The sequence below is a fragment of the Microcoleus sp. EPA2 genome (genome assembly GCA_020882975.1).
Taxonomy (GTDB): Bacteria; Cyanobacteriota; Cyanobacteriia; order Cyanobacteriales; family Microcoleaceae; genus Microcoleus.
This window is the reverse complement of record JAHRFD010000005.1, coordinates 66399-91998: the sequence shown is the minus strand read 5'-3', so window position 1 is coordinate 91998 and position 25600 is coordinate 66399. Positions and strand designations below refer to the sequence as shown.

Annotated in this window: 19 protein-coding genes; 11 read left to right on the top strand and 8 right to left on the bottom strand. The window is 43.3% G+C overall.

The window, feature by feature from the left end; all coding sequences use genetic code 11:
* Positions 1 to 30 precede the first annotated feature (30 nt).
* Both AAFP14_RS07265 and AAFP14_RS07260 read left to right on the top strand, forming a co-directional pair.
* On the top strand, positions 31 to 561 hold the full coding sequence (locus AAFP14_RS07265) for an RNase A-like domain-containing protein (protein WP_341731623.1): 531 nt from the start codon (positions 31 to 33) through the stop codon (positions 559 to 561).
* Positions 558 to 857 carry a contact-dependent growth inhibition system immunity protein gene (locus tag AAFP14_RS07260; RefSeq protein ID WP_341731622.1) on the top strand — a complete coding sequence of 100 codons (300 nt, stop codon included), beginning with the start codon at positions 558 to 560 and terminating at the stop codon, positions 855 to 857. Before AAFP14_RS07265 ends, AAFP14_RS07260 begins: the two co-directional genes overlap by 4 nt.
* 246 nt (positions 858 to 1103) lie before the next feature.
* On the opposite strand, the gene AAFP14_RS07255 is transcribed toward AAFP14_RS07260, so the two are convergent.
* Together AAFP14_RS07255 and AAFP14_RS07250 are read right to left on the bottom strand one after the other, a co-directional pair.
* Positions 1104 to 2378 carry a GH39 family glycosyl hydrolase gene (locus tag AAFP14_RS07255; protein WP_341731621.1) on the bottom strand — a complete coding sequence of 425 codons (1275 nt, stop codon included), beginning with the start codon at positions 2376 to 2378 and terminating at the stop codon, positions 1104 to 1106.
* A gap of 164 nt (positions 2379 to 2542) precedes the next feature.
* Positions 2543 to 6049 (bottom strand): glycosyltransferase, encoded by a 3507-nt coding sequence (locus AAFP14_RS07250; protein ID WP_341731620.1) that lies wholly within the window; start codon positions 6047 to 6049, stop codon positions 2543 to 2545.
* 162 nt (positions 6050 to 6211) lie between these two features.
* Between AAFP14_RS07250 and AAFP14_RS07245 the strand changes: the two genes are divergently transcribed.
* The 4 genes from AAFP14_RS07245 to AAFP14_RS07230 all read left to right on the top strand — a co-directional run bounded on the left by AAFP14_RS07245 (position 6212) and on the right by AAFP14_RS07230 (position 16783).
* Complete coding sequence (locus AAFP14_RS07245) at positions 6212 to 8530, top strand: tetratricopeptide repeat protein (RefSeq protein WP_341731619.1); 2319 nt, start codon at positions 6212 to 6214, stop codon at positions 8528 to 8530.
* Positions 8531 to 8572: 42 nt separating this feature from the next.
* Positions 8573 to 9883: an ATP-binding protein gene (locus tag AAFP14_RS07240; protein ID WP_341731618.1), complete on the top strand. Its 1311-nt coding sequence runs from the start codon at positions 8573 to 8575 to the stop codon at positions 9881 to 9883.
* A gap of 257 nt (positions 9884 to 10140) precedes the next feature.
* Positions 10141 to 15357 (top strand): PAS domain S-box protein, encoded by a 5217-nt coding sequence (locus AAFP14_RS07235; RefSeq protein WP_341731617.1) that lies wholly within the window; start codon positions 10141 to 10143, stop codon positions 15355 to 15357.
* 52 nt (positions 15358 to 15409) lie between these two features.
* Complete coding sequence (locus AAFP14_RS07230; protein WP_341731616.1) at positions 15410 to 16783, top strand: lipid-A-disaccharide synthase-related protein; 1374 nt, start codon at positions 15410 to 15412, stop codon at positions 16781 to 16783.
* Between the two features lie 22 nt (positions 16784 to 16805).
* On the opposite strand, the gene AAFP14_RS07225 is transcribed toward AAFP14_RS07230, so the two are convergent.
* Positions 16806 to 17555, bottom strand: a complete 750-nt coding sequence (locus tag AAFP14_RS07225) for a 2-phosphosulfolactate phosphatase family protein (RefSeq protein WP_341731615.1) — start codon at positions 17553 to 17555, stop codon at positions 16806 to 16808.
* An 88-nt stretch (positions 17556 to 17643) separates the two neighbouring features.
* Here AAFP14_RS07225 and AAFP14_RS07220 point away from each other — a divergent pair, with 88 nt between their 5' ends.
* Positions 17644 to 18537 carry an EI24 domain-containing protein gene (locus AAFP14_RS07220; RefSeq protein ID WP_341731614.1) on the top strand — a complete coding sequence of 298 codons (894 nt, stop codon included), beginning with the start codon at positions 17644 to 17646 and terminating at the stop codon, positions 18535 to 18537.
* A gap of 3 nt (positions 18538 to 18540) precedes the next feature.
* Here AAFP14_RS07220 and AAFP14_RS07215 read toward each other — a convergent pair whose 3' ends face one another.
* Positions 18541 to 18840 carry a hypothetical protein gene (locus AAFP14_RS07215; protein ID WP_341731613.1) on the bottom strand — a complete coding sequence of 100 codons (300 nt, stop codon included), beginning with the start codon at positions 18838 to 18840 and terminating at the stop codon, positions 18541 to 18543.
* 366 nt (positions 18841 to 19206) lie between these two features.
* On the opposite strand from AAFP14_RS07215, the gene AAFP14_RS07210 reads away from it, so the two are divergent.
* Complete coding sequence (locus tag AAFP14_RS07210) at positions 19207 to 20100, top strand: serine/threonine protein kinase (RefSeq protein WP_341731612.1); 894 nt, start codon at positions 19207 to 19209, stop codon at positions 20098 to 20100.
* A 33-nt stretch (positions 20101 to 20133) separates the two neighbouring features.
* Here AAFP14_RS07210 and AAFP14_RS07205 read toward each other — a convergent pair whose 3' ends face one another.
* From AAFP14_RS07205 to AAFP14_RS07190, 4 genes are all read right to left on the bottom strand, one after another.
* On the bottom strand, positions 20134 to 20757 hold the full coding sequence (locus AAFP14_RS07205; protein WP_341731611.1) for a J domain-containing protein: 624 nt from the start codon (positions 20755 to 20757) through the stop codon (positions 20134 to 20136).
* A gap of 130 nt (positions 20758 to 20887) precedes the next feature.
* Complete coding sequence (locus AAFP14_RS07200; protein WP_341731610.1) at positions 20888 to 21481, bottom strand: ATP-dependent Clp protease proteolytic subunit; 594 nt, start codon at positions 21479 to 21481, stop codon at positions 20888 to 20890.
* A 111-nt stretch (positions 21482 to 21592) separates the two neighbouring features.
* Positions 21593 to 22264, bottom strand: a complete 672-nt coding sequence (locus AAFP14_RS07195) for an ATP-dependent Clp protease proteolytic subunit (protein ID WP_341731745.1) — start codon at positions 22262 to 22264, stop codon at positions 21593 to 21595.
* A 67-nt stretch (positions 22265 to 22331) separates the two neighbouring features.
* Positions 22332 to 23021, bottom strand: coding sequence for an ATP-dependent Clp protease proteolytic subunit (locus AAFP14_RS07190; protein ID WP_341731609.1), 690 nt, complete (start codon positions 23019 to 23021; stop codon positions 22332 to 22334).
* Positions 23022 to 23088: 67 nt separating this feature from the next.
* On the opposite strand from AAFP14_RS07190, the gene AAFP14_RS07185 reads away from it, so the two are divergent.
* The 3 genes from AAFP14_RS07185 to AAFP14_RS07175 all read left to right on the top strand — a co-directional run bounded on the left by AAFP14_RS07185 (position 23089) and on the right by AAFP14_RS07175 (position 25591).
* On the top strand, positions 23089 to 24324 hold the full coding sequence (locus tag AAFP14_RS07185) for a vWA domain-containing protein (RefSeq protein ID WP_341731608.1): 1236 nt from the start codon (positions 23089 to 23091) through the stop codon (positions 24322 to 24324).
* Between the two features lie 205 nt (positions 24325 to 24529).
* Positions 24530 to 25096, top strand: coding sequence for a Uma2 family endonuclease (locus tag AAFP14_RS07180; RefSeq protein WP_341731607.1), 567 nt, complete (start codon positions 24530 to 24532; stop codon positions 25094 to 25096).
* Positions 25097 to 25099: 3 nt separating this feature from the next.
* Positions 25100 to 25591, top strand: coding sequence for a tetratricopeptide repeat protein (locus AAFP14_RS07175; protein WP_341731606.1), 492 nt, complete (start codon positions 25100 to 25102; stop codon positions 25589 to 25591).
* Positions 25592 to 25600: the final 9 nt, after the last annotated feature.

Below are 25600 nucleotides of genomic sequence, written 5' to 3'. Positions count from 1 at the left end.
ATACTAACAAGAAAAATTAAACGAAATACAATGAAAAGTCAACTCGATCGCTGGCAAAAATTTTTAGGTATCCTGTGCAGCATTGCCTCAATAATTGTCCTATTTCAGTCGGCGATAACTCCTGTTTCAGCACAGCATATCTCCAGCATACCTGGACAAACAATCCTAGCCTTTGCACCAAACATACCGGGCGGCGGATTAGACTTTCACGAAGCAGCAGGAGGACACACTTTAGAGAAACACGTTGGTAAAACAGAAGCAGAACTAGCACAGCGACTGGCCAAGGATAGGAGAATTTCTGCCGCGTCTTCGTTTACCTATCGTTCCGTGGCTGAATCGGCGATTGCTGAAGCAATGGAAGAAAAGAAAAGTGCGATCGACTCCTGGGTAAAAAAACGAAGCAATCGTTATACAATCGAATATGATACCCACAGAATAATTGGCATTACACTCACCCGCCGCGTTTCCAAAGCAAGTTCGACATCTCGACTGAAAATCGTCCTCCAGCGCAGCACCAAATTATCTCCCGGATACTTTATTCTCACAGCTTATCCCCTATGAACGATCGATTTTCTGAATTAACCCAATTTTTCAGTTCTTACTTTCATCAAGACTGGCCACTAGAAGCCAGCAGTGCTAGCGAAGTAGTGGAAAATTACCTCCATAGCGAATCGCCAGAAACTATTGAAGCTGTATTAGCAGAACTTAACCAACTGCTAAAAATGTCGATCGCGGAACCAGATTTAGAAACATTGATTCTGGAAGAATTAGGATGTTACTACGATCCCAGCAGCGAGAATCTAACAGTCAAAGAATGGTTGGAATCGGTACAACAGTCTTTGAGCAATGCCAGTTAAACTCTAACATCCACGGTCAATAAATCTGTTCAAACTGACATCTTGCCTATATAAAAAAACGGGCATCTTGCCCGTTCTACAAACAATCATATCGTTGACCGCGTTGAATCGGAATGATTTAACCGCAGAGAACACAGAGGACACAGAGGGAGAGAATAGAGATATACAGGACGATGCTACCGGATTTGATATCAATTCACAAACAATGAATTTTATTGTCCGGTGGGTTCTCGTGCCCGCCCTCAATCATTTACTAACGGTTAATAAATAACCTTCATGTAGATTGAAGTTAGGAATGACATAACTCAAATCATTTTTAACAACCGATACAGTTTCTTCTTTGACACTAACCAGTTTTTGCACTGCGCCTTCTTGATTGTTGGGAATTTTTTCTAATTTGAGACGGATTTTTTGACCGCTTTGAATACCTAGCTGTGGTAAATTTTTGAGATTTAAGGTGACGGTTGTGGCTGAGGAATAATTGCGATCGAAATAACCTAAAAGTACCTGTGCTTTACCTTCAGGATTTGACTTGCTGGCTAAAGCGACAACGCGATCGTTATCCGACTTGCTCAGCACCCGCGAATTAACTCCGTCAGCATAAGCTTTGTAAGTCCACCAAGCTGCTCTTGGCTCAAAAGTATTGGGAGTCACCATTCCACTCAAGGTATTGTTGAAGCAATTGCTAACTTTATTTGGTCCTTTAGTATCCCAACAAGCTCTGCAAGCACCGTCAGCTTTTGCATATTCCAAGTTATAGAAATAACCTAAAATCTCCCCCGGTTGGTACTGGGCTAAGTCTCCGATAATCTCGTTGACATAAATCTTTTGCAGTTTCAGTTCTTTGTAAGAAGCACTTTGTTGAAAGTTGCGCTTAGCATCAATTACGTGGTCGTCAACAAATGAAATCATCGTGTCATTAAGTTCGTGCCAAGCTAGGAAATTTACTTCTAGTTTGTTCGCTTTGCAATAATCCAGAAAAGCGGTTAGATATTCTTTGCTGTAGGTACTGATACTCGGTCCACCTATCATGGCTGATGGCCCTAATTCTTGTCGCAGAATCTTGTAAGCTCTTTTGTAGGTTTCAAAAAATTGTTCTCTGCTTCCATTCCAAAACGGATTTCTTAAATCTGGTTCATTCCAGACATCCCAAATAATTTTTTTGCCTTTATTTTGTTGAGCTAATTGCCGTATGAATGCTTCCCATGCGGGGTAGTTTTGATAGGGCCAACCTTTGGGATTGCTACCATAGCCCCACAAGTCGCTGACTAATAGTTGAAACTCGGCTCCGCTGGCGATTACGCGATCGTAAATATCGAGTCTCCCCGCCCGCCAAAGTTTGGGCTGCAATGGTTTGATCGAGTTATCTGGGGGCTTTGTGGTGTCGATTCCGTGGAGGATGCCACTCATGGATGTTGTGGCTGCTGGGAGTCCGAAATCTACTGTGACGTTCGATCGCATTTGGGCGATCGATCTTTGCTCTCCCAAGTAAATGATTAACAAAACAGTGACAAGAGCCAAACAAATTGGGAGCAGTTTATGAAGAGATGGGAACTTGAATGTAAATTGCATAATCTTTTATGTTCTTTCTTTAGTCCGCGGAGGCGGACTTTGTAGGTGTAGTAGCGATTTCAATCGCCGATTCAGCTTTGTAGGTGTAGTAGCGATTTCAATCGCCGATGAGCTTAAAGAACAGATGACACCACTTCAAAACCCTGTATTGATTCCATCAATTGTTTCCACTCTCCTGAGTTAATTAGCGCGCAAGTATCAAGTTTAGTCCCCTTCTCTGAAGACAAAATCGCAAAAACATTCACCCAATACAAAATAGTTTCTGTGGTAAAAAATGGGGTACAGTCCCAAGAAGATTGCAAATGCTTGACCATCTCAGACCTATTTTCGCGATCGCAAGCATCCCAAGCTTTCCAAACTAAATGATAGTATTTTAGCAGCTTATCCACTTCCTGTATCTGCTTTTGAACTTTCGGACTCCTAGAAAGACTGTTGTTTTTGTCATCAGTTGCCATGGCCTGTTCAATTACTTCTACATATTCCCGCAGCATCCGTTCCTCTTTGAATAGTTGTTCAGCTCGCGCTTTGCACCCTTGTCCTGCAAGTCGTCGCAATTCGGGATTTTCCGCCCAGATTTCCACCGTTTCTACCAACTCTTTGACTGTTCCTTCAGGATTTATTTTAGGATCGGGGAGCAACTTTCCCGTGTCTCCCAATTCTTCTGGAATACCACTGACTGCTGTGGCAATTACGGGTAATTCTTTCGCCATTGCTTCCATAATTGCTAGCGGCATTCCCTCTGCTTCAGAACATAAAATAAAGATATCGCTGGCATCGAGCCAATCAGCAATATCCCAGCGCTGTCCTAAAAATTTAACCTGTTCGTTTACTCCTAATTTACTCGCAGTGGCTCTTAATTCAGGCTCCATGTTGTCGTGAGTAGTAGACCCAGGACCGGCCCAAACAAAGTAAATTTGTGGCCAAATTGGACGAGATTTTAGTTGGGCGATCGCCTGTAATTGATACTGAAATCCTTTAATGGGAGTCAATCTCGCCGCCGTGAAACAAACGACAGCATCTTCAGGAATTCCTTGTTCTTGACGCAGGCGTTGGCGAGTTGAAAGATTTGGCGGTTCAAAATAAATGTTAGGTCTGCCGTAATATATAACTTTTCCCCGTTCTAGAGGCGTTTTAAAAAGGCTTTTGAACAAGTTTAAGTTTTCCTGTGAAACTGCTACTGCGGCCTTGGCTAATTCGTACTGATAGGAGACGGCATCAAAATAGGGAATTCGATCGCCACGATTGAAAGTTTGATAAGTGCCATCGACATAACCCAGAGTAACTATGTACGGTATGTTTTCCTGAATAGCAACTTGCTTGGCTGCAAAATTGGCGATGGGCCAGCCGTCACTAAATATAATTAAATCCGGTTTAGCCAGGGCATAAATCTTTTTAGCATCTCCTAAATTGTAAGCAATCCGCAAAAACTCTTTCATCGTGTCAAACTCTAGCCAAATATGTTCTATACCTAGCTGTTTTTGTTCACCAATTAAAGGGTTGTCAGTTTTACTCTGCACGCTAACAACTTGGTACCCTTCGGCCGCCAATTTACACATGAGGGAGTGATTGAATTGAGCTAAACCTCCTACTCCGTGGTCTTCTGCATACATTAGTATCCGCGCTTTTTGCGGTTCGTAAGTTGAATTAGATGCAGCTTGAAATTGATAAGGATTATTAACAGCCAGCACTACGATATCTTGCCATTCTTTTAAATTAGTTAAGGCATAGGAATCAAAGGGGTCGCCATTACTTTGGGCAGAAACCCTAAAAGTTTCCAACCATTTAAAAACAGTTTCACTACCAGTATAAGGAGTGTAATGAAGAGATTTTTCCAAACACTCAACCATCTCTGCTAAATATCCATCGCGATACATCCGCCACGCAATCCATACTAAGCACTTGTAACGTTCCGCCCGTTTCAATTCGCGAATGTGCTGAGGTAAGTCTAGCCTAGCGAAAAATTGCTCCATCACCATTTCCATATTTTTCATTACTTTAAATCCACCGGACATGAGATTAGTCTCGTGCTGGCGATAGCAGGTTAATATCTCTTTTAGCCAAACTGACTTGCAACCTTTTAAGGCTAAACGTAAGACAAAATCTAAATCTTCCGTTGGCGGAAAGCGAGAGTCAAACCCCCCTAAGCGTTCCCACCATTCTCGCCGCAACATTATGGCGCTGGGACGGACAAATTTGTACAAAACTAGGGTTTCTAAATCTAATTTTGGCGATTCTTCCCAAGGCATAACTGGATAGAGGTCTTTGCCGTTTTTATCGACTATCAGCCAGCCATTTTGTACCATATCTAAAGAGGGGTCGGCCTCAAAACAAGCAATTTGTTTCTCCAGCTTTTCTGGCAGAAAAAAGTCGTCTCCATCTAGAAATGCTAAAAATTCGCCTTTGGCTAGTTCGCAGGCTCGATTTCGAGCTATTGCTGCTCCTTGATTTGCTTGATATATGTACTGAATTGAATCGTAGTAAGGCTCTAACACTTGGCGAATATTGTCGGTAGATCCATCATCCACCACAATAATTTCCCAGTCTTGGTAAGTTTGGTTTATGGCACTTTCTACGGCTCTGACAATGTAGCGATCGCAGTTATATGCTGGGATAATGACGCTGACTCTTACTGTTTTTTTGGGTAGTATGCTAGACATTAACTGTTTCCATTCTGATAAGTTTCTTAAAGATTGCAGATCGAGGCTAAATCCATAAGCTTGAGAAATAGAAGCTAGACGATTTATCCAATCTATTACGGTTTTTGTAGCAGAGTAAGGAGTATAGGCCAAAGATTTTTGGTAATACTCAACTGCGGCCACGGGATAGCCGCTATAGTACAATTGCCATGCCATCCATGTCAATGCTTCGTAGAAAGCAGGATTTTTTAAATCGCGGATTGGCTGTGGCAAATCTGGTTTATTGAAGAAATTATGTTTTAATTTAATAAACAGATTTGCTTGTTGGAGAGCTTTTTTTATTGAGACATTTTTGTCATGCTGGCGATAACCTACTGTCACCTGGGGTAGCCAAGCAGCTTCGCAGCCTAAGACAGCTAAACGGATGACTAAATCGGCATCATCTACGGAATCAAACTCTGAATTAAATCCCCCTGCAATTTCTAACCATTTTCGTGAAAACATCATGGCGCTGGGAAGTACGGGCATCTGTACTATCCATGTTTCTAGGTCTAATTTGGGGAAATATTGCCAAGGTTTAATATCAGAAATTATCTCTCCTTGCTCGTTAACTAAGTGCCAACCGCTATTGACAATCCCCAAGGAAGATGATGCTCTAAATAGTGCTACCTGTGCTGCTAATTTATCTGGCAAAAAAAAGTCATCTTGATCTAAAAATGCAATTAAGTTACCTTTTGCTTCTTTTATTCCTCTATTGCGGGCGGCCGCTACTCCTTGGTTTTCTTGATAAATGTAGCGAATTCTGTCAAAATAAGGCTGTAATACTTGATTGGTCTCATCTTGAGAACCGTCGTCGATGACGATAATTTCCCAGTTTGTATAGGTTTGGTTCAGGACGCTTTCTACAGCTTGCACGATGTAGCGATCGCCATTATATGCAGGTATAATTACGCTTACTTCCGGTGTCCCCTTGACCTTTGACATTCTTTATCTTCCTGTTAATGTATTACTATTTAGTTTATATTAATGTGTTGCCGACATCGATCGCCTTTGGTCGGTCAGTAAATGTACTTGGTGGGATTTTAACTTAGGCAAGTTGTAACATATAATTTTACAGGTATTTATTACTCCACAGGAATGCAAAACGTGAATTCAGAAATAGTAGCCCTCGATTTTCAACAACAGGCAGAAATCTATTTGGCTTTAGGGAAATTAGACCAAGCGATCGCACTTTGTCAACAAATTTTGGCATCCCATCCCAATTCCGCCGAGACTTGCAAAACCCTAGGGAAGGCACTGCAAGCTCAGGGTAAGCTAGAAGACGCAAGGTATTGGTACAAAGTTGCGATCGCCCTCAAACCGGATTTTGCCGAAGCTTTTGCCAACCTCGGCACTCTCTGTGCTACCTTGGAGCAATGGCAAGAGGCGATCGCCTGTTACCAAACAGCCATCTCCCTACAACCGGACTTTGCTGGATTTTACCGTAATTTAAGCCGCGTATTTACCCAAGTTGGCAAAGCTGAGGAAGCAGCCCATTGTTGGTATCAAGCACTCATGCTCACACCCGTAGAAATACCAGAAGAATACCTCGATTTAGGCAATACTTTATCCGCACAAAACAAGCCAGAATTAGCAATAATTTGTTACAAACGCACTCTTCTTTTAAACCCCAGTTGTTGCGAAGCCTATTATAAATTAGCAGACGCTGCTACCCAGTTACAACAGTGGGATGAAGCGATTGCCAACTACCGCCAAGCTATCAAAATATTACCAGAAATTTCCGAGATTTATTACAAATTAGGCAATGCTTTGCAAGCAAAGGGACTATTGCATGAAGCGGTAACAGCCTACCGGGAAAGTATTGATTTAAATCCCAACTCTTTTTCGTATTATTATAACTTAGGCGAGGTTCTGTTCAAATTAGAAAAATGGCAAGAAGCTCTCATCGCCTACCGCACCAGTGTTGAAATTGACCCCCATTGTTCCTCGTGTTACTACAGCATCGGTGAAGCCTGCGACAAATTAGAAAAATGGTCAGAATCCGCAACCGCTTATCACCGCGCTACTCAATTAGACCAAAACTCTTTTGTAGCATTTCACAAATTGGGAGATGCTTTTTTTAAACTAGAAAAATGGTCAGAAGCTGTGGCTGCATACACAGCGGCGATCGCTCTTAATTCAGAATTATTCTGGTCTCAATATAACTTAGCTTTGACTTTAGTTCAAATGGAAAAATTTCCCGCTGCAATAGTTGCCTATCAGCGGGCGATCGCCCTCAATCCTGAATTCTCTTGGACTTACCATAATTTAGGAGAAATCCTCTTAAAAACTCAACAGTGGAAAGCAGCAGCTACCGCTTACCAGCGAGCCATTCAACTCAATCCAAATATTTCTTGGTCTCATTACAATTTAGGTGATGCTCTGAGGGAAATTCACAACTGGAACGATGCTGTTTTCGCCTACCTTGGGGCGCTGCAACTAGACCCAAATCTCCCTAATCTTTACACAAAGTTAGGCGAAGCTTTAACAAAAAGAACTCCTGTAAATTCCGACATAGTAACTAGCTACTATCATCATGGAAAGCAGCCACTATATCCTCTTGAATTTTACTGTCAAGTAGCGCAAAATTATGCCCACAGCGATTGGCTTGACGCAGCAGCAGCATTGTACTTGATGGCATTAGAAGTCAGACCAAAAGATACAGAAATATCCCAAAAATTAGAGGAGATTTTAGAGCAACAGCGTCAAACAGGGGAATCTAGTCTATTATTAGAGTTAGAAGCTAATGATATTCGCGATCGCTACATTGCCAGACTCGTCAAAGGCAAAACTTTTGCAGAAGTACGCGGATTGTGGGGAACTGTCAACGAAAAAGTATCTGTAGCTAGCAAATACGGTGCTACTTCTTTAACCATGATTGATGTAACGCCGCTCTCCGATCGCTTTTGGCAATATTTTCGGGAGCGCATGACAAATTTAAATATTACTAATTATAATTGTATCAGTCAAGATCTCACTCAAATTAAGCTTGCCGAAATTAGTCAGCCTTACGATATAGTTCACTGTGCAGGAGTTTTGTACCATCACCCCCATCCCTTGCAGATTTTAGTTGCCTTACGCCTAATAACTCGCGAGCATTTAATTTTTACTTCAGCTATTACCCAAGAACTTATAGAAAATGAATGGGGGTGCTACCGAATTCCCGCTTCAGGAGTAATTTTCATTCCTGCTTTGGACGAAGCAGAACGAGCGATTTTAACAGCTTATTGGCAGCCGTATATCTATAATTCTCCAATTATAGGGATAACTGAAAAAGCTGTTTTTGACCTCAACAATTTTGGGTCATGGTGGTGGCTCCCTACAGCTTCTGCTTTGGAGGCTATGTGTAAATTAGCTGGATTTAAGGTTGTAGATAAAGGATTGACTTGGGATAATAATGCTCTGACTTTATTACTAGGTATTTAATTTAAAATTAAACATCCATGTTTTTTACAGGAAAAATTTCTCATGAATAATCACGAACAAAAAACCTCACTAGGCAACATTTTAGTAGTAGATGATACGCCAGAAAACCTGCGTCTATTGTCTACTATGTTAAGTCAGCGGGGTTATGCGCCCCGCTGCGTCATTAACGGGCAAATGGCTTTGAGAGCCTGCAATTCTAATCCGCCAGATTTGATTTTGCTCGATATTATGATGCCGGAAATGAATGGCTACGAAGTTTGTCAACACCTCAAAAATGATGCTATAACTCGCGATATTCCGGTAATTTTTATCAGCGCCAAAGATGAAGTATTTGACAAAGTAAATGCCTTTGCCGTAGGGGGCGTAGACTACATCAGCAAGCCATTTCAGTTTGAAGAAGTTTTGGTACGCATCGAAAGTCATCTCACTCTGCGGAAGTTACAAAAACAGCTAAAAGAACAAAACGTACTGCTTCAAGAAGAAATCAGCAGCCGCTTAGCTGTCGAAGAAGTGCTCCACGAAAAAAATCTAATTTTGCAACAGGAAATTAGCACTCGCTGTGCTGTTGAAAAAACCCTGCAAGAACAAAATCTGTTGCTCCAAAAAGAGATAGGCAATCGCCAGCGTGTCGAATCTGCTCTCTTGAAATCCAATCAAGAATTGGCTCGTTCTAATGCCGAACTTGAACAATTTGCTTATGTTGCCTCTCATGATTTGCAAGCACCTTTGGCTACTATAGCTAGTTACGCTCAGCTTTTAGAAAAACGCTACCAAGAACAACTAGATAGTCAAGCTAATAAGTTTATTGGAAATATTGTTCAAGGCTGCACGAGAATGCAAGCTTTAATTGATGATTTGCTCGAATACTCACGAGTAGGTCGCAGTCAGAAGCCTTTTAAACCTACTAACTGTAATCAGGTATTAGAGCAAGCTCTAGCTAACTTGCAAGGGGTGATTCGCGATACCCAAGCTGTGGTTTCCTATGGTGAATTACCCGTAGTTAATGGCGACATTTCCCAACTCGTGCAATTATTTCAAAATTTAGTGGGCAATGCCATTAAATATCGCAAGAATGAACCGCCTGATATTTCTATTAGTGTTTGCAAACAGCACGATCGTTGGCTATTTTCTGTGGCAGATAATGGCATTGGGATTGCACGGCAGCATCAAGAACGTATCTTTCAAATTTTCCAGCGATTGCACACTCAAAAAGAATATTCTGGTACAGGTATTGGCTTAGCAATTTGTCAAAAAATTGTGGAACGTCACGGCGGACGTATTTGGGTAAATTCGGAACCAGGTCAAGGTTCAACTTTTTACTTTACTCTCAATGAAAATAGTTTAAATTTGTGATTTTTACTATTTGAATTAAACAAAAAAACAAATTTTTTGTCAGTTACTAAAATCACAAGTTCTACTAAAAAAAATGCGTTGACATCATGGTTAGTTTGTGATATAATTATTTAGGTTCAAGATTTTTTGTAGCCTGACATCGCACTGCCACTCTAATAGTAATGTATGTGTAGCTAAAATTTAGTAAATACCTTCATCAACCAAGGTGAAATCCAAGTTAGGTTTACCAATAATCTTGAGATTAATAACTAACTATTATGAAAGCAGTTTTTGACTTATCTTTACCTCCTACCTGGTTTAAAGTATTGTTGGTAGAAGACAATGCTTATGAAGCAGAATTGATAGAAGATTTGCTGTCAGGAATGAGCGATAGTGATGCACAGCAGATATCCCTCACAAAAGTAGAGCGCCTCAGTGAAGCAATACTCCATTTGAATCAAGAAAAATTTGACATAATTTTATTAGACCTTTCACTGCCCGACAGTCGGGGCATTGAGACAGTAACTAGCGTACAACAGCATGGTGTCAATGTGCCCATTGTGGTGCTGACAGGTCAAAATGACCAGGAACTGGCACTGCGGTTAATCTCCGTGGGCGTACAGGACTATTTAGTAAAAAGAAAAATAGATGGCGAACTTTTAATGCGATCGCTCCGCTACGCCATCGAGCGCCAAAATAGTCAAGATGCTTTGCGCAAAAGCGAAGAAAAATATCGTTCTGTAGTTGAAAATTCTCTGATTGGAATTGCCATCGTTGCTCCAATTATTGAACCCGCCATTCCTGAAAACTTTAACTGGATCGAAACTAACGATGCTTTGTGCAATTTGCTAGGCTATGAGCGTGACGAACTCATAGCAAAAAACTGGTTAGACTTGACTCATGCAGAGGACTATAGCAATAACATTGAACAATTATCTGAAATTTTAGCAGGTAGGAGCGAGGGGTATATCTCCGATAAAAAGTGGGTGCGAAAAGACGGGGAAATAGTTTACACGCGAGTTTCTCTCCGCTGTATTCGTCGTCGTGATGGGTCGATCGATCGGATGATTAAAGTAGTCTTAGACGTGAGCGATCGCTACCGCTACGAATCCCAAATAAAAGCATCAGAGCAATTTTTAAACCACACTATCAATGTCATTCCCGACCCGATTTTTGTCAAAGACGAGCAACATCGCTGGATGATCTTAAACGATGCTTTTTGTGAGTTGATCGGCAAACCACGACAAGAACTCATCGGGAAATCTGATTATGAGTTTTTCCCCAAAGCTGAAGCTGAATTCTTTTGGATCAAAGATGAAGAAGTATTGCATACTGAAATCCCTAACGAAACAGAGGAGAACTTTACAGATTTCAGTGGCAAAAAACACATTATTTCTACCAAAAAAACAGTCTTTAAAAACCCTGACGGCAGTAAAATATTAGTAGGTACAATTCGAGATATCACTGAATACAGACTCCAACAAATAGCTCTAGAAAAAAGCGAAGCTAGATTTAAAAGACTTGTTGCCAACATACCAGGAGCTATTTATCAATTTAAACTCTCACCCGATGGAAAAAAAAGTTTTCCTTATGTATCTTCTGGTTGTCGCGAACTCTACGAACTAGAGCCAGAAGTAATACAGGAAAATGCCGAATTAGTTTTCAGCAGAATTCATGCAGAAGACATCCCAAAGGTAGAAGAATCCATTGCCATTTCCGCCGCCACTATGCAGCCCTGGCAGCAACAGTGGCGGCACATTTCGGCATCAGGGAAAGTTAAGTGGCTACAAGGATGTTCGAGACCGGAAATACTTAATAATCATTCAAAATCTGGGAGCAAATCTGAGATTATCTGGGACGGTTTACTGATTGATATTACTGAGCTAAAGCAGACCCAAGCAGAGCGCGATCGCTTCTTTACCATCTCCTTAGACTTACTTTGTATTCTGGGTTTTGATGGTTATTTCAAACGCTTAAACCCAGCCTGGTCAACAGCCCTAGGCTACAGTATTGCTGAACTTCTCGCCCAGCCAGTCCTGGAATTTGTTCATCCCGACGATCGAGAAACCAGCGCCGCTGAAGTCAAAAAATTAATGGATGGTATTCCCACTTTTTACTTTGAAAATCGCTATTTATGCAAAGATGGTTCTTACAAATGGTTGCTGTGGACTGCCTCACCATTTAGCCAAGAAGGTTTAATTTATGCAGTTGGTCGCGACATCACCTCACGCAAACAAGTAGAGTCCACACTCCAGCGGCAAGCAGTAGCAATAGCCGCTGCTTATGACGGTATCGCCATCCTCAATGCTAGTGAAGAATATATTTATTCTAATCACGCTTATCTGAAGATGTATGGATTTTCTAGACAATCTGAATTGTTGGGAAAAAACTGGAAAATGCTCTATACAGCCTCGGAATATCAACAGTTTGACACCCAAATAATGCCGGCAATTCAAGAAAAAGGGTATTGCCATATAGAAGCCACTGGCCAGCGCCTAGATGGTACTACTTTCCCTCAAGAAGTATCACTGACCATGCTGGCAGGTGGCGAGATAATTTCCATAGTTCGCGATATTACTAACAGAAAACAAGCCGAATCAGCCCTGCGAGCCAGTCAGCTCCGCTACCAAACTTTAGCAGAAGCATCGCCAGTTTGTATATTTCATACCGACACTTTGGGAAATTTCCTTTATGTGAATCAACGATGGAGTGAAATCACGGGTGTGGACGCAGAATTAGCAGCAGACACAGGCTGGTTGAATGCCATACATCCAGATGATTTCGAGCGAGTCAACACTGAATGGTATCAGGCTGTAATCGATCGAGTTCCTTTTAAATCAGAATATCGCTTTTTGCGTCCAGACGATGCTGTCAGTTGGGTTATCGGTCAAGCAGTAGCGGAAATCGGAGATGGTGGCGAAATTAAAGGCTATGTCGGTACTATTACTGATATTAGCGATCGCAAACAAGCAGAATTAGACCTACTCCGCGTTACTCAAGCGGTCGAAAGTACCAGCGATGCGATCGTCATTGCTGACCTCAAAGGGCGATCGATCTATCATAACCAAGCCTTTATTCAGCGGTACGGTTACACAGTGGCAGAACTAAATCAAGCTGGTGGAGCAATAGTTATTTACCCCAAAAATCAAGTATTATTAGAAATCTTTAAAATCCTGCGTAAAGGCCAACCTTGGAAAGGCGAAATCAAAATCAAAACTAAAAATAACGAACTCGTACCAACTCTCTTTCGAGCCGATAGTATTAAAGATGAAACAGGAAATTTAATCGGGTTAGTAGGAGTAATTACCGATATCACCGAACGCAAACAAGCCGAAAAGGCATTGGTACAGCAATTAAGACGAGAACGGCTGGTAGTCGCCATGCTCGATCGCATTCGTTCCTCCCTCAATTTAGAAGAAATACTCACCACAGCCGTCGAACAAGTCCGACAATTATTACAAACAGACCGCACAGTTATTTACCGCTTCAATCCAGACTGGAGCGGTCTGGTAGTGGTCGAATCCCTGGCGCAACACCTCACACCACTAAGGGATCTAAACATTCCATACCCCTGCTTTGCAGAAAATTTTGTTGAGCTTTACCAACAAGGTTGGGTGCGAGCTATAGAAAACATCCATCAGGAGAATTTGAGCGAACCCTACATCACTTTTCTCAATCAATTTGAAGTCAAAGCTAAATTAATAGTCCCCATTTTAAAAGCCGGACAAAATATTTCCTATCCCACAACTACCACCGAAAATCCCCTCTGGGGACTGCTAATCGCCTACGATTGCAACGGATCGCGTTCTTGGGAATCCTCAGACATAGAATCCCTCAGACAATTGTGCGTGCAATTAGCCATCGCCATTCAGCAATCCATACTATTTCAACAAGCACAAACCGAAATAGCCGATCGCAAACAAGCTGAAGCAGCCCTTCAAAAAGCCGCATTAGTCGCAGAAACAGCCAATCGCGCCAAAAGCGAATTTCTCGCCAACATGAGCCACGAACTCCGCACACCCTTAAACGGCGTTTTAGGTTACGCTCAAATCCTCAAAACAGATAAAACTTTAAGCCGAGATCATCAAGAAAGCCTCAACAACATTCAGCAGTGTGGCAAACATCTACTAATGCTGATCGAAGATGTTTTAGACCTTTCCAAAATCGAAGCGAAGAAAATGGAACTCTACCCCACAGAGTTAAATTTTTCTAACTTTCTTAAAAACCTTGCCGACCTGTTTCAAATGCGAGCCTCCCAAAAAGATATTGAATTTAGTTACGAACAAGTATCTCCCCTGCCTCAATCAGTCTATGTGGATGAAAAAAGATTGCGTCAAATTCTCATAAATTTGCTGGGAAATGCTGTGAAATTTACTAACAGTGGTGGAGTCACTTTCAAAGTCGGGTATGTGGGTACTGAAGCCTGGAGGCGGGGACAAGGAGAAAACACAGAACTCTCGACTTTGAGTTCGGAGCTGAAACAGAATTATCTGCGCTTATGCCAAAATTTAATTACGGATAAACACGCTCTCAAAATTCGCTTTCAAGTCGAAGATACTGGCACGGGAATAGACTCAAGTAAGTTACAAGAAATATTTTTGCCCTTCCATCAAGTAGGTACAAACAGATTTGTTGAAGGTACCGGTCTGGGACTTTCTATCAGCCGCAAATTAGCCAAACTAATGGGTAGCGAAATTCAAGTCAAAAGCACTTTAGGCCAAGGCAGCATTTTTTGGCTAGACTTAGAGTTGACCGCACCAAAACGCTACTTAGAAGTGGCGAGTTTGCAGGAACAACGTTGGCTGGTGGGCTTTGTGGGCGACAAACGCAAAGTGCTAATCGTGGATGACAATCAATTAAATCGCTCTATGTTATCCAAGCTGCTTTCCCGTTTAGGGTTTGAAATTGCTGAAGCAGAAAATGGTCAAGAAGGCCTCTGCAAAGCAGTTGAATTTAAACCGAATGTCATTTTAATGGATTTGCTGATGCCTGTCATGGACGGCTTGGAAACTGCGCGACGAGTGCGTCAGTTACCTGAATTAAAGGATGTAGTCTTAATTGCCCTGTCAGCTAGTGCTTTTGAGAAGACGCAACAAGAAAGTCTACTAGCTGGCTGCGATTATTTTATGCCCAAGCCCATCGAAGCACATCACTTTTTAGAACAGTTGGGGTTACATTTGGGACTAGAATGGATTTATGAGGACTTTGTGGAAAGCAAACAGCGAAAAACCGCAAGTGTATCACCCAAATCTGAGTTGCCAACTTACTCTACTTTATTACCTCCCGTTGCTGAGTCTGTCGCGAGAATGTTAAAATTAGCAGCTATGGGTGACATCGAAGGAATTTTTGATGAGGCGGTTAAGCTCGAAAGTTTAGAGCCGAAGTTAATATCGCTGGTTAGTCGCGTCCGCCAACTGGCTAAGAAATTTGGACTTAAACAAATTCGGAGTCTTTTAAAGCAATATATTGAGGGTGTAGAGACCGTTATTAGTTAACAGTTATTAGTTGACATTTATTAGTATAATATAATTTTTGAGAGTTTTGGGATTGAAATTACTTTGCCTTAGTAACGGTCACGGAGAAGACGCGATCGCCCTTCGCATCTTACAGGAACTGCAACAGCAGCCAAATCCACCAGAATTATCAGTATTTCCACTGGTAGGCGAAGGGCAAGCTTTCGCGAAACTGCACAACGCCCGCATCATCGGCCCGGTGCAGCGGATGCCTTCTGGCGGCTTTATCTACATGGACGGAAGGGAGTTTTTGCGCGACATCAAAGGTGGCTTGCTGCAACTTACCATCGCTCAATTTAAAGCCATCCGTGCTTGGGTGCGATCGCACCAACAGTCGGGAAATCAGAACACGCTTATTTTAGCAGTCGGAGATATTGTCCCACTGCTGTTTGCTTGGCTCAGTGGTGCCCCCTATGCCTTTGTCGGTACTGCCAAGTCTGAGTATTATTTACGAGACGAAAAGGGGCCCCTCACAGGGCCGTCCAGACGTCTGAGTTGGGAAGCTTGGTCGGGCTCGGTTTATTTGCCTTGGGAGCGCTGGCTGATGACTAGAAGGCGCTGTCGGGCCGTTTTTCCAAGGGATGCCCTGACGACCGAGACCTTGGAAAAATTAGGCATTCCCGCTTACAATCTCGGAAATCCCATGATGGATGCCTTGACACCGGAAAACTCAGCCCGCGGATTTTACGCAGGTGACGCGGAGTTTCGCCAAAGGTCTCGATCGCTCGCGATCGCTTTACTACCCGGTTCTAGAGCACCGGAAGCTTACGCTAATTGGCAGCTAATTCTAGAGGCGGTAACGGGTATTTTATCTACTTTTGGCGATCGCAAACTACTATTTTTAGGAGCCATTTCCCCAGAATTAAATTTAGAAGCCCTGCGCTCCATAGTAGAATTATTCGGCTGGAATCTAGACGGCGAAACTAGAACCCAACACCGAGAAGGCAGTATTTTACGACCGGCTGTATCTCCTAGCCAAGAAATCAACCAGGAATCTCCCAATTTCCTATTCCCTTTGACCTTTGTGCAGAAACAGGCAACCATGATTTTGAGTCAGCACAATTTTAACGATTATTTGTATGAAGCCGATGTCGCCGTCGCCATGGCCGGCACCGCTACAGAACAATTTGTAGGTTTAGGAAAACCCGCGATCGCCATCGAAGGCAACGGTCCCCAATTTACACCCGCTTTTGCTGAAGCTCAAAGTCGCCTGCTAGGGCCATCCCTAATTTTAGTCAACCATCCCCATGAAGTTGCCAGCAGCATCCAGTTTTTGTTCAACCATCCAGACCGATTACAAGTAATTGATGAAAATGGCAAGCGCCGCATGGGAAAACCCGGTGCAGCGCGACGGATTGCCCAATGTTTAATTCAGCACTTTCCTGATGATTTGCCGTCAGGAAATTAGTCCTGATTTCCGTCTTCTTTATTTAGGAAGTCTTCCAATCCGACTTCATCAAAACTCCCGGTTCTCGCTGCATTGGCACCACATCTAAAGTATCTATTTCCGAGCAATATTTCAAATCTTCAATCACCCCTAAACGCAGCAGTCTTTGACCATGACTAGCAGATTTTAGCAATTGATGCAATTGATTTTCCCACTGGAGATACAACGCCATTGCTGCAAATACTTCATCGTTACCAGCAAAATCAGTAGCAGGAATACCAGTTTTTGTCAAGAGGCTGTGGGCGATCGCCCCCGCACAAACACTATCTTCCAAGGAATAACTTCCTTCCCAACCCGAACCCACTATCCCAATAGTTTCCGGCTGTTTATCTAACAAAAACTCCACCACAGCTTGCCGATTAATCAAGGCCGCTGTTAACACAATCGGCGCAGTTTGCACCCTTTCGAGAGCGCGAGTACCATTTGTTGTACTAATAAAAATTCGCTTCCCCGTCACATTTTCTGGGGTGCAGTCGAGGGGAGAATTCCCCATATCAAATCCGTCAACTTTCGCACCGCCACGCTCTCCGGCCCGAATGCGCTTGTCTGCCGGCCATTTTTCGCTCTCCCCCATCAGTTTCTCTAAGCCACTGAAAACCTGCACAGCTTCCGCCCCATTGTTGAGCGCAGTTGCCATTGTCGTAGTCGCCCGCAGCACGTCAACGGCGATCGCACAGGCTGGCATTTTGTCCGTTGGGGTAAGTTCCGGGGTATGGTAAATAAAAAGCTTCACTTTTGGGGCTACCTACAATAAATCCTCATACGTAATAATAATAGAAAGTGACGCTCCTAGATAAATCAAGCCAACTTCCTTCTTCTATATGTCCAAGCAGCTCAATTCAAATCCCGCCCCCAGCGCCATCAGCGCGCCCATCGGACTTCTGGCTGGTTTCACCTATCCTCTGCGAGCTTTCACACTGCTTTGGCAAACACCCAAGCTCTGGGGTTATGTATTAATTCCAGTAGTGCTAAATTTTTTAATTGGTATCTCTCTTTATTTAGGATTACTATTTCCCAGTTTGTCAGGAATAGACCTTTTAGTTGCCGATTTGTCTCTCCGCTTTCATACACTAATTGCTAACTTGCCCCAGTGGCTCAGTTTTCTCGCCGTCTTAACCATCGCTTTTGGCTGGTTGTTACGCATACTTTTAGTAGCCGGACTTTTACTAATCATTGGATTTTTATTAGTACAATTTGGCGTGATTTTGGGTTCCCCTTGGTACGGCGAATTATCTCAACAATTGGAACTCCTGCGTAACGGTCAATTGCCCGCAGAAGCACCCATGAGTTTGACTAGCATTTTTCAGGATATCAAAAGAGCGATCGCCTTTGAATTCAGAAAATTACAAATTTTGTTGAGCTTCGGCATACCACTCCTAGTCCTGAATTTCATCCCCGGTGTCGGCTCTATTTTAGGCAGTTTAGGAGGAGTAGCTTTGGGAGCAACTCTTGTCTGTTTAGACTTTTTAGATGCACCTTTAGAAAGGCGCAGGCGACCTTTTAAAGAAAAATTAGAGATCCTTCGCGGAAGTTTGCCCGCTAGTGGCAGTTTTGGTTTAGTTTGTTTTGGTTTAGTCAGTATTCCGCTGTTGAACCTGTTGGCTATTCCCCTCTGTGTCACTGCCGGCACTTTGTTTTTTTGCGATCGAATTTGGCCCACCCGCTTTGCATCCCAAGAACAAACTAGCGATGGCAATACTGACATTCCCACTTAAAAACTATTGAGCTATTTCTATATTCTGTCTGCTGTTTTTTACTTTCAACACCCTGGGTGCATTCACACTCAGAAAGGGACTTAAAAGCAACCAACTCACAAAGAAGAATGAAGCTGTAAATAGCTGGACAATATCTATAGCCGATAAATAGCCATCTGCTAATAGTGCAATACTTCTATCTGTCAGCCCGAATATCCAAGAGATAATACCAAACAGCCAAATACCTTTTTGGAGCATTGGCAAAAATTCTGAAACTGCTGAGTTTTGTTGCTGATTCAATGATTTAGCCCTTGTTTGTGACACTCTCAACTCTCCAGACACTCACCTGTTAGCTGGAGAGTGTCTTACCCAGAAAAATCCGGTTAAACCTAGCGCCCAAGGGCTGAAGGATGATTAACCTCTCCTACCATTCCCTTTGTTTTCTATATGTTAAGAAATGTTTAGTTATGTTGCAATTGGTCGCAAGAGGTATTCTGCCATCTATCTTTAGGAATAGTCCCAGCCGTCAAAAAAAGTTAAATTTACTACACTTTGGCTAGAGGACTAAATTGTTGAGCCAGCAGTGGCACAGCCTGCGGGTGCTACCAAAAAATCAAAAACTTGTCGTTATATTCATAACAAATAACCAATAACCAATAACAAATAACCAATAACCAATAACTTCTTCAAATGAGTTACTGCATCAATCCCAAGTGCAAAACCCGTGAGAATTGCGATCGAGCTCAAAATTGTCACAGTTGCGGGACGGCTTTATTGATTGCCGATCGCTATCGTATCATCCACCCAGTGCGATCGCCAAATCCCGCACTCCCTACCGAAATTTTTGCAGTTGCAGATTGGGGAACCGAGGAAAACCAATGGGGTACTCTCAAAATTTTAAAAGTATTGAAATATACTCATCATCCCACTTTAATCCGATTATTCAAGCAGGAAGCACGCACCTTAATTTGGCTAGCGGGAAGTACCGGAATTCCGCAAGTTGAACCTGACGGATATTTCACTATTCAACTTCCCCACCAATCTCAGAAATTGTCCTGTTTAGTCATGGAAAAAATCGAGGGAGAAACTTTATCACAATTCTTAAATAAAAACCAACATATATCTCCCAAACTAGCCCTTAATTGGCTCACCCAACTGACGCATATTTTACACAAAATTCACCAATATAATTTAGTACATCGGGATATTAAGCCCTCCAACCTGATGTTGCAACCCGATGGCAAATTGAGACTAATTGACTTTGGGGCTGTGGGAGAAGCGGGGATTGATACAACGCCTATAGGTTCCCCTGGATATTCTGCCCCGGAACAAATTCTAGGGAAAGCTGAAGTGCGATCGGACTTTTTTGCCCTAGGACGTACTTTTGTGCATTTACTAACAGGTACACCGCCGATCGACTTTCCGACAGATGAGACAACTGGTAAAATTAATTGGAGAAATCATGAGGTGCAACTGGAAGGTTTGCTACCATATTTTATAGACCAATTAATGGAACCCCTGCCGGAAAAAAGACCTAAAAATACTCAAATTATTCTCGAAAAACTCAAAACTATAAGCCTGTGATTACCTGCACAGAACCCAACTAAATTCCCAGATTCAATAAATCTGTTCTAACTTGCGAAAATCTCGCTCAACTTCTGCCCACAAAGCCCGATTGTGAGGGTCAGTTTTCACAGCCTTTTTTAAATAAATTCTCGCCTTATCAACCTGTTTTTCCCCAATTAAATGCCTTCCCCAACGCTGATAGGCGATCGCCTGCCATTGACGCACTTCCACATCATCGGGAATCCGCTGTGCCAAACCTTCCACTAGGGCGATCGCCCGCGGGAACCTCTGATACTTCAGCAACTCCTGCAACTGCAAATAAGCATCTTGCTTTAACTTTTCTTCCGCTGCCGACAAATCCTGGGTATTTTCAATTGGCGACGCTTTCCGAGTCACTTTCACTCTCTGTGGTTGAGTTTTTGGCATCTGGGATGCCGATGTCGTCGCCGTCTGCTTAGTATCATTGGGAACTTTCGACTCCCCATCGGGGGGAGCAATATTCACCAGAAACTTATAAGCCTCAGTAATCGCAATAAACCTATTCTTCGCCTGTTCGTTGCCCGGATTTACATCCGGGTGATACTGTCTGGCTAGTTGTCTATAAGCCGCCTTAACTTGCGACACGCTCGCACCAGATCTGAGTCCTAACTGTCGGTAATAATCTGCAATATCCATTTACTATAAATCATCGCTAATAATACCATTAAATATGGCAGAATCCTTAAAGTAAAGACTCTGCCAAAATTTACCGCGGATCGAGGTTTTCCCTTCAGCATTGCCTGCACTACTGAAGGGAAAACTTCAATTAAGCACGTTCTTCAATCACACGATCGATCAAACCATATTCCTTGGCTTCCTGAGCCGACATAAAATAGTCCCGATCCATGTCTTTTTCGATTTTGGCTAAAGTCTGACCAGTCCGAGTTGCATAAATCTGATTCAACTGATGGCGAATGCGGACGATTTCTTTTGCCTCAATCTCGATATCCGTCGCTTGTCCCCGCGTGCCCCCAGAAGGCTGGTGAATCATAATCCGCGAGTTTGGCAAAGCGACTCGTTTCCCCTTAGTACCTGCTGCGAGTAAAAAAGAACCCATCGAGGCCGCTAGACCCACACAAATCGTCACTACCTCAGATTTAATGTGCTGCATGGTATCGTAGATTGCCATGCCCGCCGTCACCGAGCCACCGGGAGAGTTAATGTACAGGTAAATAGGTTTGCTCTGATCTTCCGAATCCAGGTACAGCAGATAAGCAACGATCGCATTAGCAATGCCATCATCTACTTCTTCTGAGAGGAAAATAATCCGCTCCCGAAACAGCCTTTCGTAAATATTGATCCACTGTTCGTAGCTACTGCCGGGAAGCCGGTACGGAACGCTGGGAACGCCAATAGGCATCGTATATCTCCTAACAGAATAAAGGTGAAATTTTCAGTAATGAACAGTTAGCAGCTAGCAGTTCCCATTCAGGAGTTAATCCCACCGATTTTCTCCTCAATGGCAACTCCTTTAGCTAAAAACTGTGGCAGTTGGTTGAGATATTTCTTTGGTGCTTTCCAACACCCGATCGATCAGCCCGTAATCTTTAGCTGCTTGCGGAGTCAAGTAAAACGTGCGACTCATATCTTTCGCCAGTTTTTCCACAGATTGTCCTGTATTTTTCGCAAAAATTTCCAGAATTAAATCTTTTTTTGCCAGGACTTCTGTAGCAGTGATTGTGATATCAGTTGCCTGACCCTGGGTTCCCCCTTGGGGATACTCCAGGGCAATCATCGCATGGGGGAGACTAGCTCGCTTCCCTTTGCTCCCGGAGGACAGTAATAGGGCAGACAGACCGATGGCTTGACCCAAACAAATAGTTTGGATTTCCGACTTGATATGCTGCATGGTATCGTAAATCGCCAAACCAGCGGCCACCGACATCATCCCAGCCATTTGATTTACTGTTCCCCCAGCGATTGGGTCGCCGTAGGAGTTGATGTAGAGATATATCGGCTTGTTCTGGTCGATCGAATCCAGGTAAAGCATTGCTGAAATCACCGTATTTGCCAGACCTGTAGTTATCGTCTGGTTCACAAAAATGATCCGTTCCTGGCTCAAGCGAGTGTATATATTGATCCACTGCCAGTTGGAGCTGCCAGGAATGTTGTAAGGAACGCGCAGGATTTCATCAACAGGCATAGCTACCACCATCCAAGCTTCTAAAAAAATAATCAGACTCAAAAAGCCTTCCCCTAGCAGGAAAGAGTTAAACTAGCGCCGGCAATGCTACGGGCAGATCCTTGGTGCTTTCTAGCACTCGATCGATCAGTCCGTATTCTTTGGCTTGTTCCGGGGTCATGTAGCACATTCGATCGGTATCTTTGGCAATTTTTTCCACTGGCTGACCCGTATTCTTCGACAGGATACCCATTGCCGTTGCTTTGTTTGCCAGGACTTCCTTCGCCCGAATCTGGATGTCTGTTGCCTGCGATCGTCCCATCCCCGTCCGCGGTTGATTCAAGACGATGGTAGCATGGGGCAAACTAGCCCGCGAGCCTTTAGCTCCCGCAGACAAAATCATCGCCGCAGTTCCCATGGCTTGACCAAGGCAGATCGTATGAACAGGAGGTTTCACGTAGTTCATCGTGTCACAGATAGCGAAAGCTTCCGTTTCTTGCCCAATAGCATCCCCTGTGTACCAGGAAGTTCCTGTCGAGTTGATGTAAAAAAAGATCGGTTTTTCCGAATCATTGAATTGTAAGTAGAGTAACTGAGCAATAATCAGTTTAGTGACATCTACCCCCATTTGACGTTTGAAATCGTCGGACGATACCAAGGGTAAGCCCAGGTAGATAATCCGCTCCTTCAGCAACAGCGATTGTAAATCAGGGGGGGGCGTCCGGTAGGAGGCATCGCCGTAGTATTGCGATTGCATTGCTTTAAAGGGTGTTTTCATCGAAATGTCGCCTGAACTGATGGAGTTATTCTTAAAGAAATAGTAACGCAATCTTTAGGTATCCCGCATGAAAGTTAGTTTGCTCCCTGCTTTAAACGACACCAACCTGGACGCGGATGCGCCCTCAAGCCAGCGCCAGCTAGCCATTTCGGTGTCTGCCACCACCTCAAACTTCGACTCCAACGTACCCTTAAATCTCTGCCTGATTCTCGACCACAGCGGTTCCATGAACGGACGTCCTTTGGAAACCGTCAAACAGGCCGCCGGACGCCTCCTCGACAGATTGAAGCCTGGGGATCGCTTTTGTGCGGTTGCTTTTGACCACAAAGCTAAAGTCCTTGTCCCTAACCAAATTGTGGAAGACCCCGCTAGTATTAAACGGCAAATTGAGAAATTGCGTCCCGCTGGTGGGACGGCAATTGATGAGGGCATTAAGCTAGGTATTGAAGAGTTGGGCAAAGGCAAAAAAGAAACTATCTCTCAGGCCTTTCTATTGACTGATGGCGAAAATGAACACGGCGACAACAACCGCTGTTTGAAGTTGGCTAAGCTGGCCGCTGAGTATAACATGACCTTGAATTCTCTGGGATTTGGGGATAACTGGAACCAGGATATTTTGGAAAAAATTGCGGATGCCGGTGGCGGTGCTTTGGCTCATATTCAGCGTCCTGAAGATGCTGTTGAAGAGTTTGGCAAGCTGTTTACCCGCGTCCAATCCGTGGGTCTGACTAATGCTTATTTGCTCTTTTCTTTAATGCCAAAGGTGCGGTTAGCCGAACTTAAACCCATCGCCCAAGTTGCCCCTGATACTATTGAATTACCGATCGAGCAAGAGGGCGATCGCTTTATGGTCCGTTTGGGAGATTTAATGAAGGATGTAGAACGAGTAGTTTTGGCTAATATTTATATTGGACAGTTACCAGAGGGTAAACAGCCGATCGGGCAATTACAAATTCGCTACGACGATCCGACAGTAGGTTCAGGTTTGCTCTCTGAATCGGTGGTGATTTCCACTAATGTCCTGCCAGTTTATCAGCCGGCCATCAATCCCATGGTACAGCAACACATTTTAGCTTTGGCTAAATACCGCCAAACTCAACTTGCTGAAACTAGATTGCAGCAAGGCGATCGGGCTGGCGCAGCCACGATGCTCCAAACCGCGGCTAAAACGGCTCTGCAAATGGGCGATAAAAGTGCCGCCACTGTCCTCCAAACCTCTGCTACTCGCTTGCAATCCGGTGAGGAGTTGAGTGAGGGCGATCGCAAGAAAACTCGGATTGCTTCTAAGACTATATTGAAGTAATCTCATGGTTTGTAATTCTCAGGAAATCCGGCGATTGGAAATCGCGACTACACAAACAAAGTCCGCCTTCGCGGACTAAGAATATAGAAACCCGCCTGGGCGGGTTTTGTTTTTGCCTTCTTTTGCACTCACAGGTTGAAATTTGTGGATGCTTTCTTATGCTCGATCGTCTATAATTTTTGTATCACCTATCAAGAGTGTTTGTATGAGCCAGACAATATCTGATAAACTACGCTTTACTACCGCCGATTTAGAACTATTGCCTGATAATGGCGATCGCTATGAAATTATTGATGGGGAGCTATTTATGACTAGAGCACCGCATTGGGGACATCAACAGGCTATAGGCAACCTCTACCAAGAACTTAATACTTGGTCGCGAGAGACTAATTTAGGACAAGCAGGAATCAATCCGGGCCTTATTTTCACAGATGCCGATAACGTAATTCCCGATCTAGTTTGGGCGAGCAATGAACGCTTGGCTATTTTACTAGACGAAGCCGGACATCTAACCGGCTCACCTGAGTTAATTGTTGAAGTATTGTCCCCAGGTGCAGATAATGAAAGACGGGATAGAGATTTGAAACTCCGACTCTATTCAGTGCGGGGAGTACAGGAATACTGGATTGTGAATTGGCGGTTGCGACAAATAGAAGTTTATCGCCGCGAACAAGCAAGTTTAAGGCTCATTGCTACGCTCTTAAACAATGATGAACTTACATCGCCTTTATTGCCAGGATTTAGTTGTTCTGTAGCTCTAATTTTTACCTAAATTATGAAAACACCATTTTACAACTTAATTGCGACTCTAGCAATCTTTACTATTTTTGGTAATATATCTCCTGCTGTCTCTGCTAAATCAGAAGTATTAATAGTTCAAATAAATAATGTTAAAAATCAGGCAGAAGATTTATTTAACAGCGGTTTAGCCAAGTCAGAAGCAGGAGATATTCAAGGTGCGATCGCCGATTATACCGAAGCCATCCGCCTCAATCCCGACTACGCCGCAGCCCATAACAAACGCGGTATAATTCGAGCCCGCGATCTCAAAGATTACCCAGCAGCAAAGGCAGATTTCGATCGCGCTATTCAAATCGACCCCAACTACGGCGATGCCTACTACAATCGCGCCAGAGTCCGCGAATTCTTAGAAGATATCAACGGCGCGATCGCCGATTATCATACAGCAGCCCAATTCTATCAAAAATCAGGCAAAACTAACGATTATCAAGATGCCATTAAGCATCTTCAAATGCTGGAACAATAAATAGCTTTT

Excerpts from the sequence above, each read along its gene's own strand:
- AAFP14_RS07265 (WP_341731623.1), top strand. The coding sequence starts at position 31 with ATGAAAAGTCAACTCGATCGCTGGCAAAAATTTTTAGGTATCCTGTGC.
- AAFP14_RS07260 (WP_341731622.1), top strand. The coding sequence starts at position 558 with ATGAACGATCGATTTTCTGAATTAACCCAATTTTTCAGTTCTTACTTT.
- AAFP14_RS07250 (WP_341731620.1), bottom strand. The coding sequence starts at position 6,049 with ATGTCAAAGGTCAAGGGGACACCGGAAGTAAGCGTAATTATACCTGCA.
- AAFP14_RS07240 (WP_341731618.1), top strand. The coding sequence starts at position 8,573 with ATGAATAATCACGAACAAAAAACCTCACTAGGCAACATTTTAGTAGTA.
- AAFP14_RS07235 (WP_341731617.1), top strand. The coding sequence starts at position 10,141 with ATGAAAGCAGTTTTTGACTTATCTTTACCTCCTACCTGGTTTAAAGTA.
- AAFP14_RS07220 (WP_341731614.1), top strand. The coding sequence starts at position 17,644 with ATGTCCAAGCAGCTCAATTCAAATCCCGCCCCCAGCGCCATCAGCGCG.
- AAFP14_RS07210 (WP_341731612.1), top strand. The coding sequence starts at position 19,207 with ATGAGTTACTGCATCAATCCCAAGTGCAAAACCCGTGAGAATTGCGAT.
- AAFP14_RS07205 (WP_341731611.1), bottom strand. The coding sequence starts at position 20,757 with ATGGATATTGCAGATTATTACCGACAGTTAGGACTCAGATCTGGTGCG.
- AAFP14_RS07200 (WP_341731610.1), bottom strand. The coding sequence starts at position 21,481 with ATGCCTATTGGCGTTCCCAGCGTTCCGTACCGGCTTCCCGGCAGTAGC.
- AAFP14_RS07195 (WP_341731745.1), bottom strand. The coding sequence starts at position 22,264 with ATGCCTGTTGATGAAATCCTGCGCGTTCCTTACAACATTCCTGGCAGC.
- AAFP14_RS07190 (WP_341731609.1), bottom strand. The coding sequence starts at position 23,021 with ATGAAAACACCCTTTAAAGCAATGCAATCGCAATACTACGGCGATGCC.
- AAFP14_RS07185 (WP_341731608.1), top strand. The coding sequence starts at position 23,089 with ATGAAAGTTAGTTTGCTCCCTGCTTTAAACGACACCAACCTGGACGCG.
- AAFP14_RS07180 (WP_341731607.1), top strand. The coding sequence starts at position 24,530 with ATGAGCCAGACAATATCTGATAAACTACGCTTTACTACCGCCGATTTA.
- AAFP14_RS07175 (WP_341731606.1), top strand. The coding sequence starts at position 25,100 with ATGAAAACACCATTTTACAACTTAATTGCGACTCTAGCAATCTTTACT.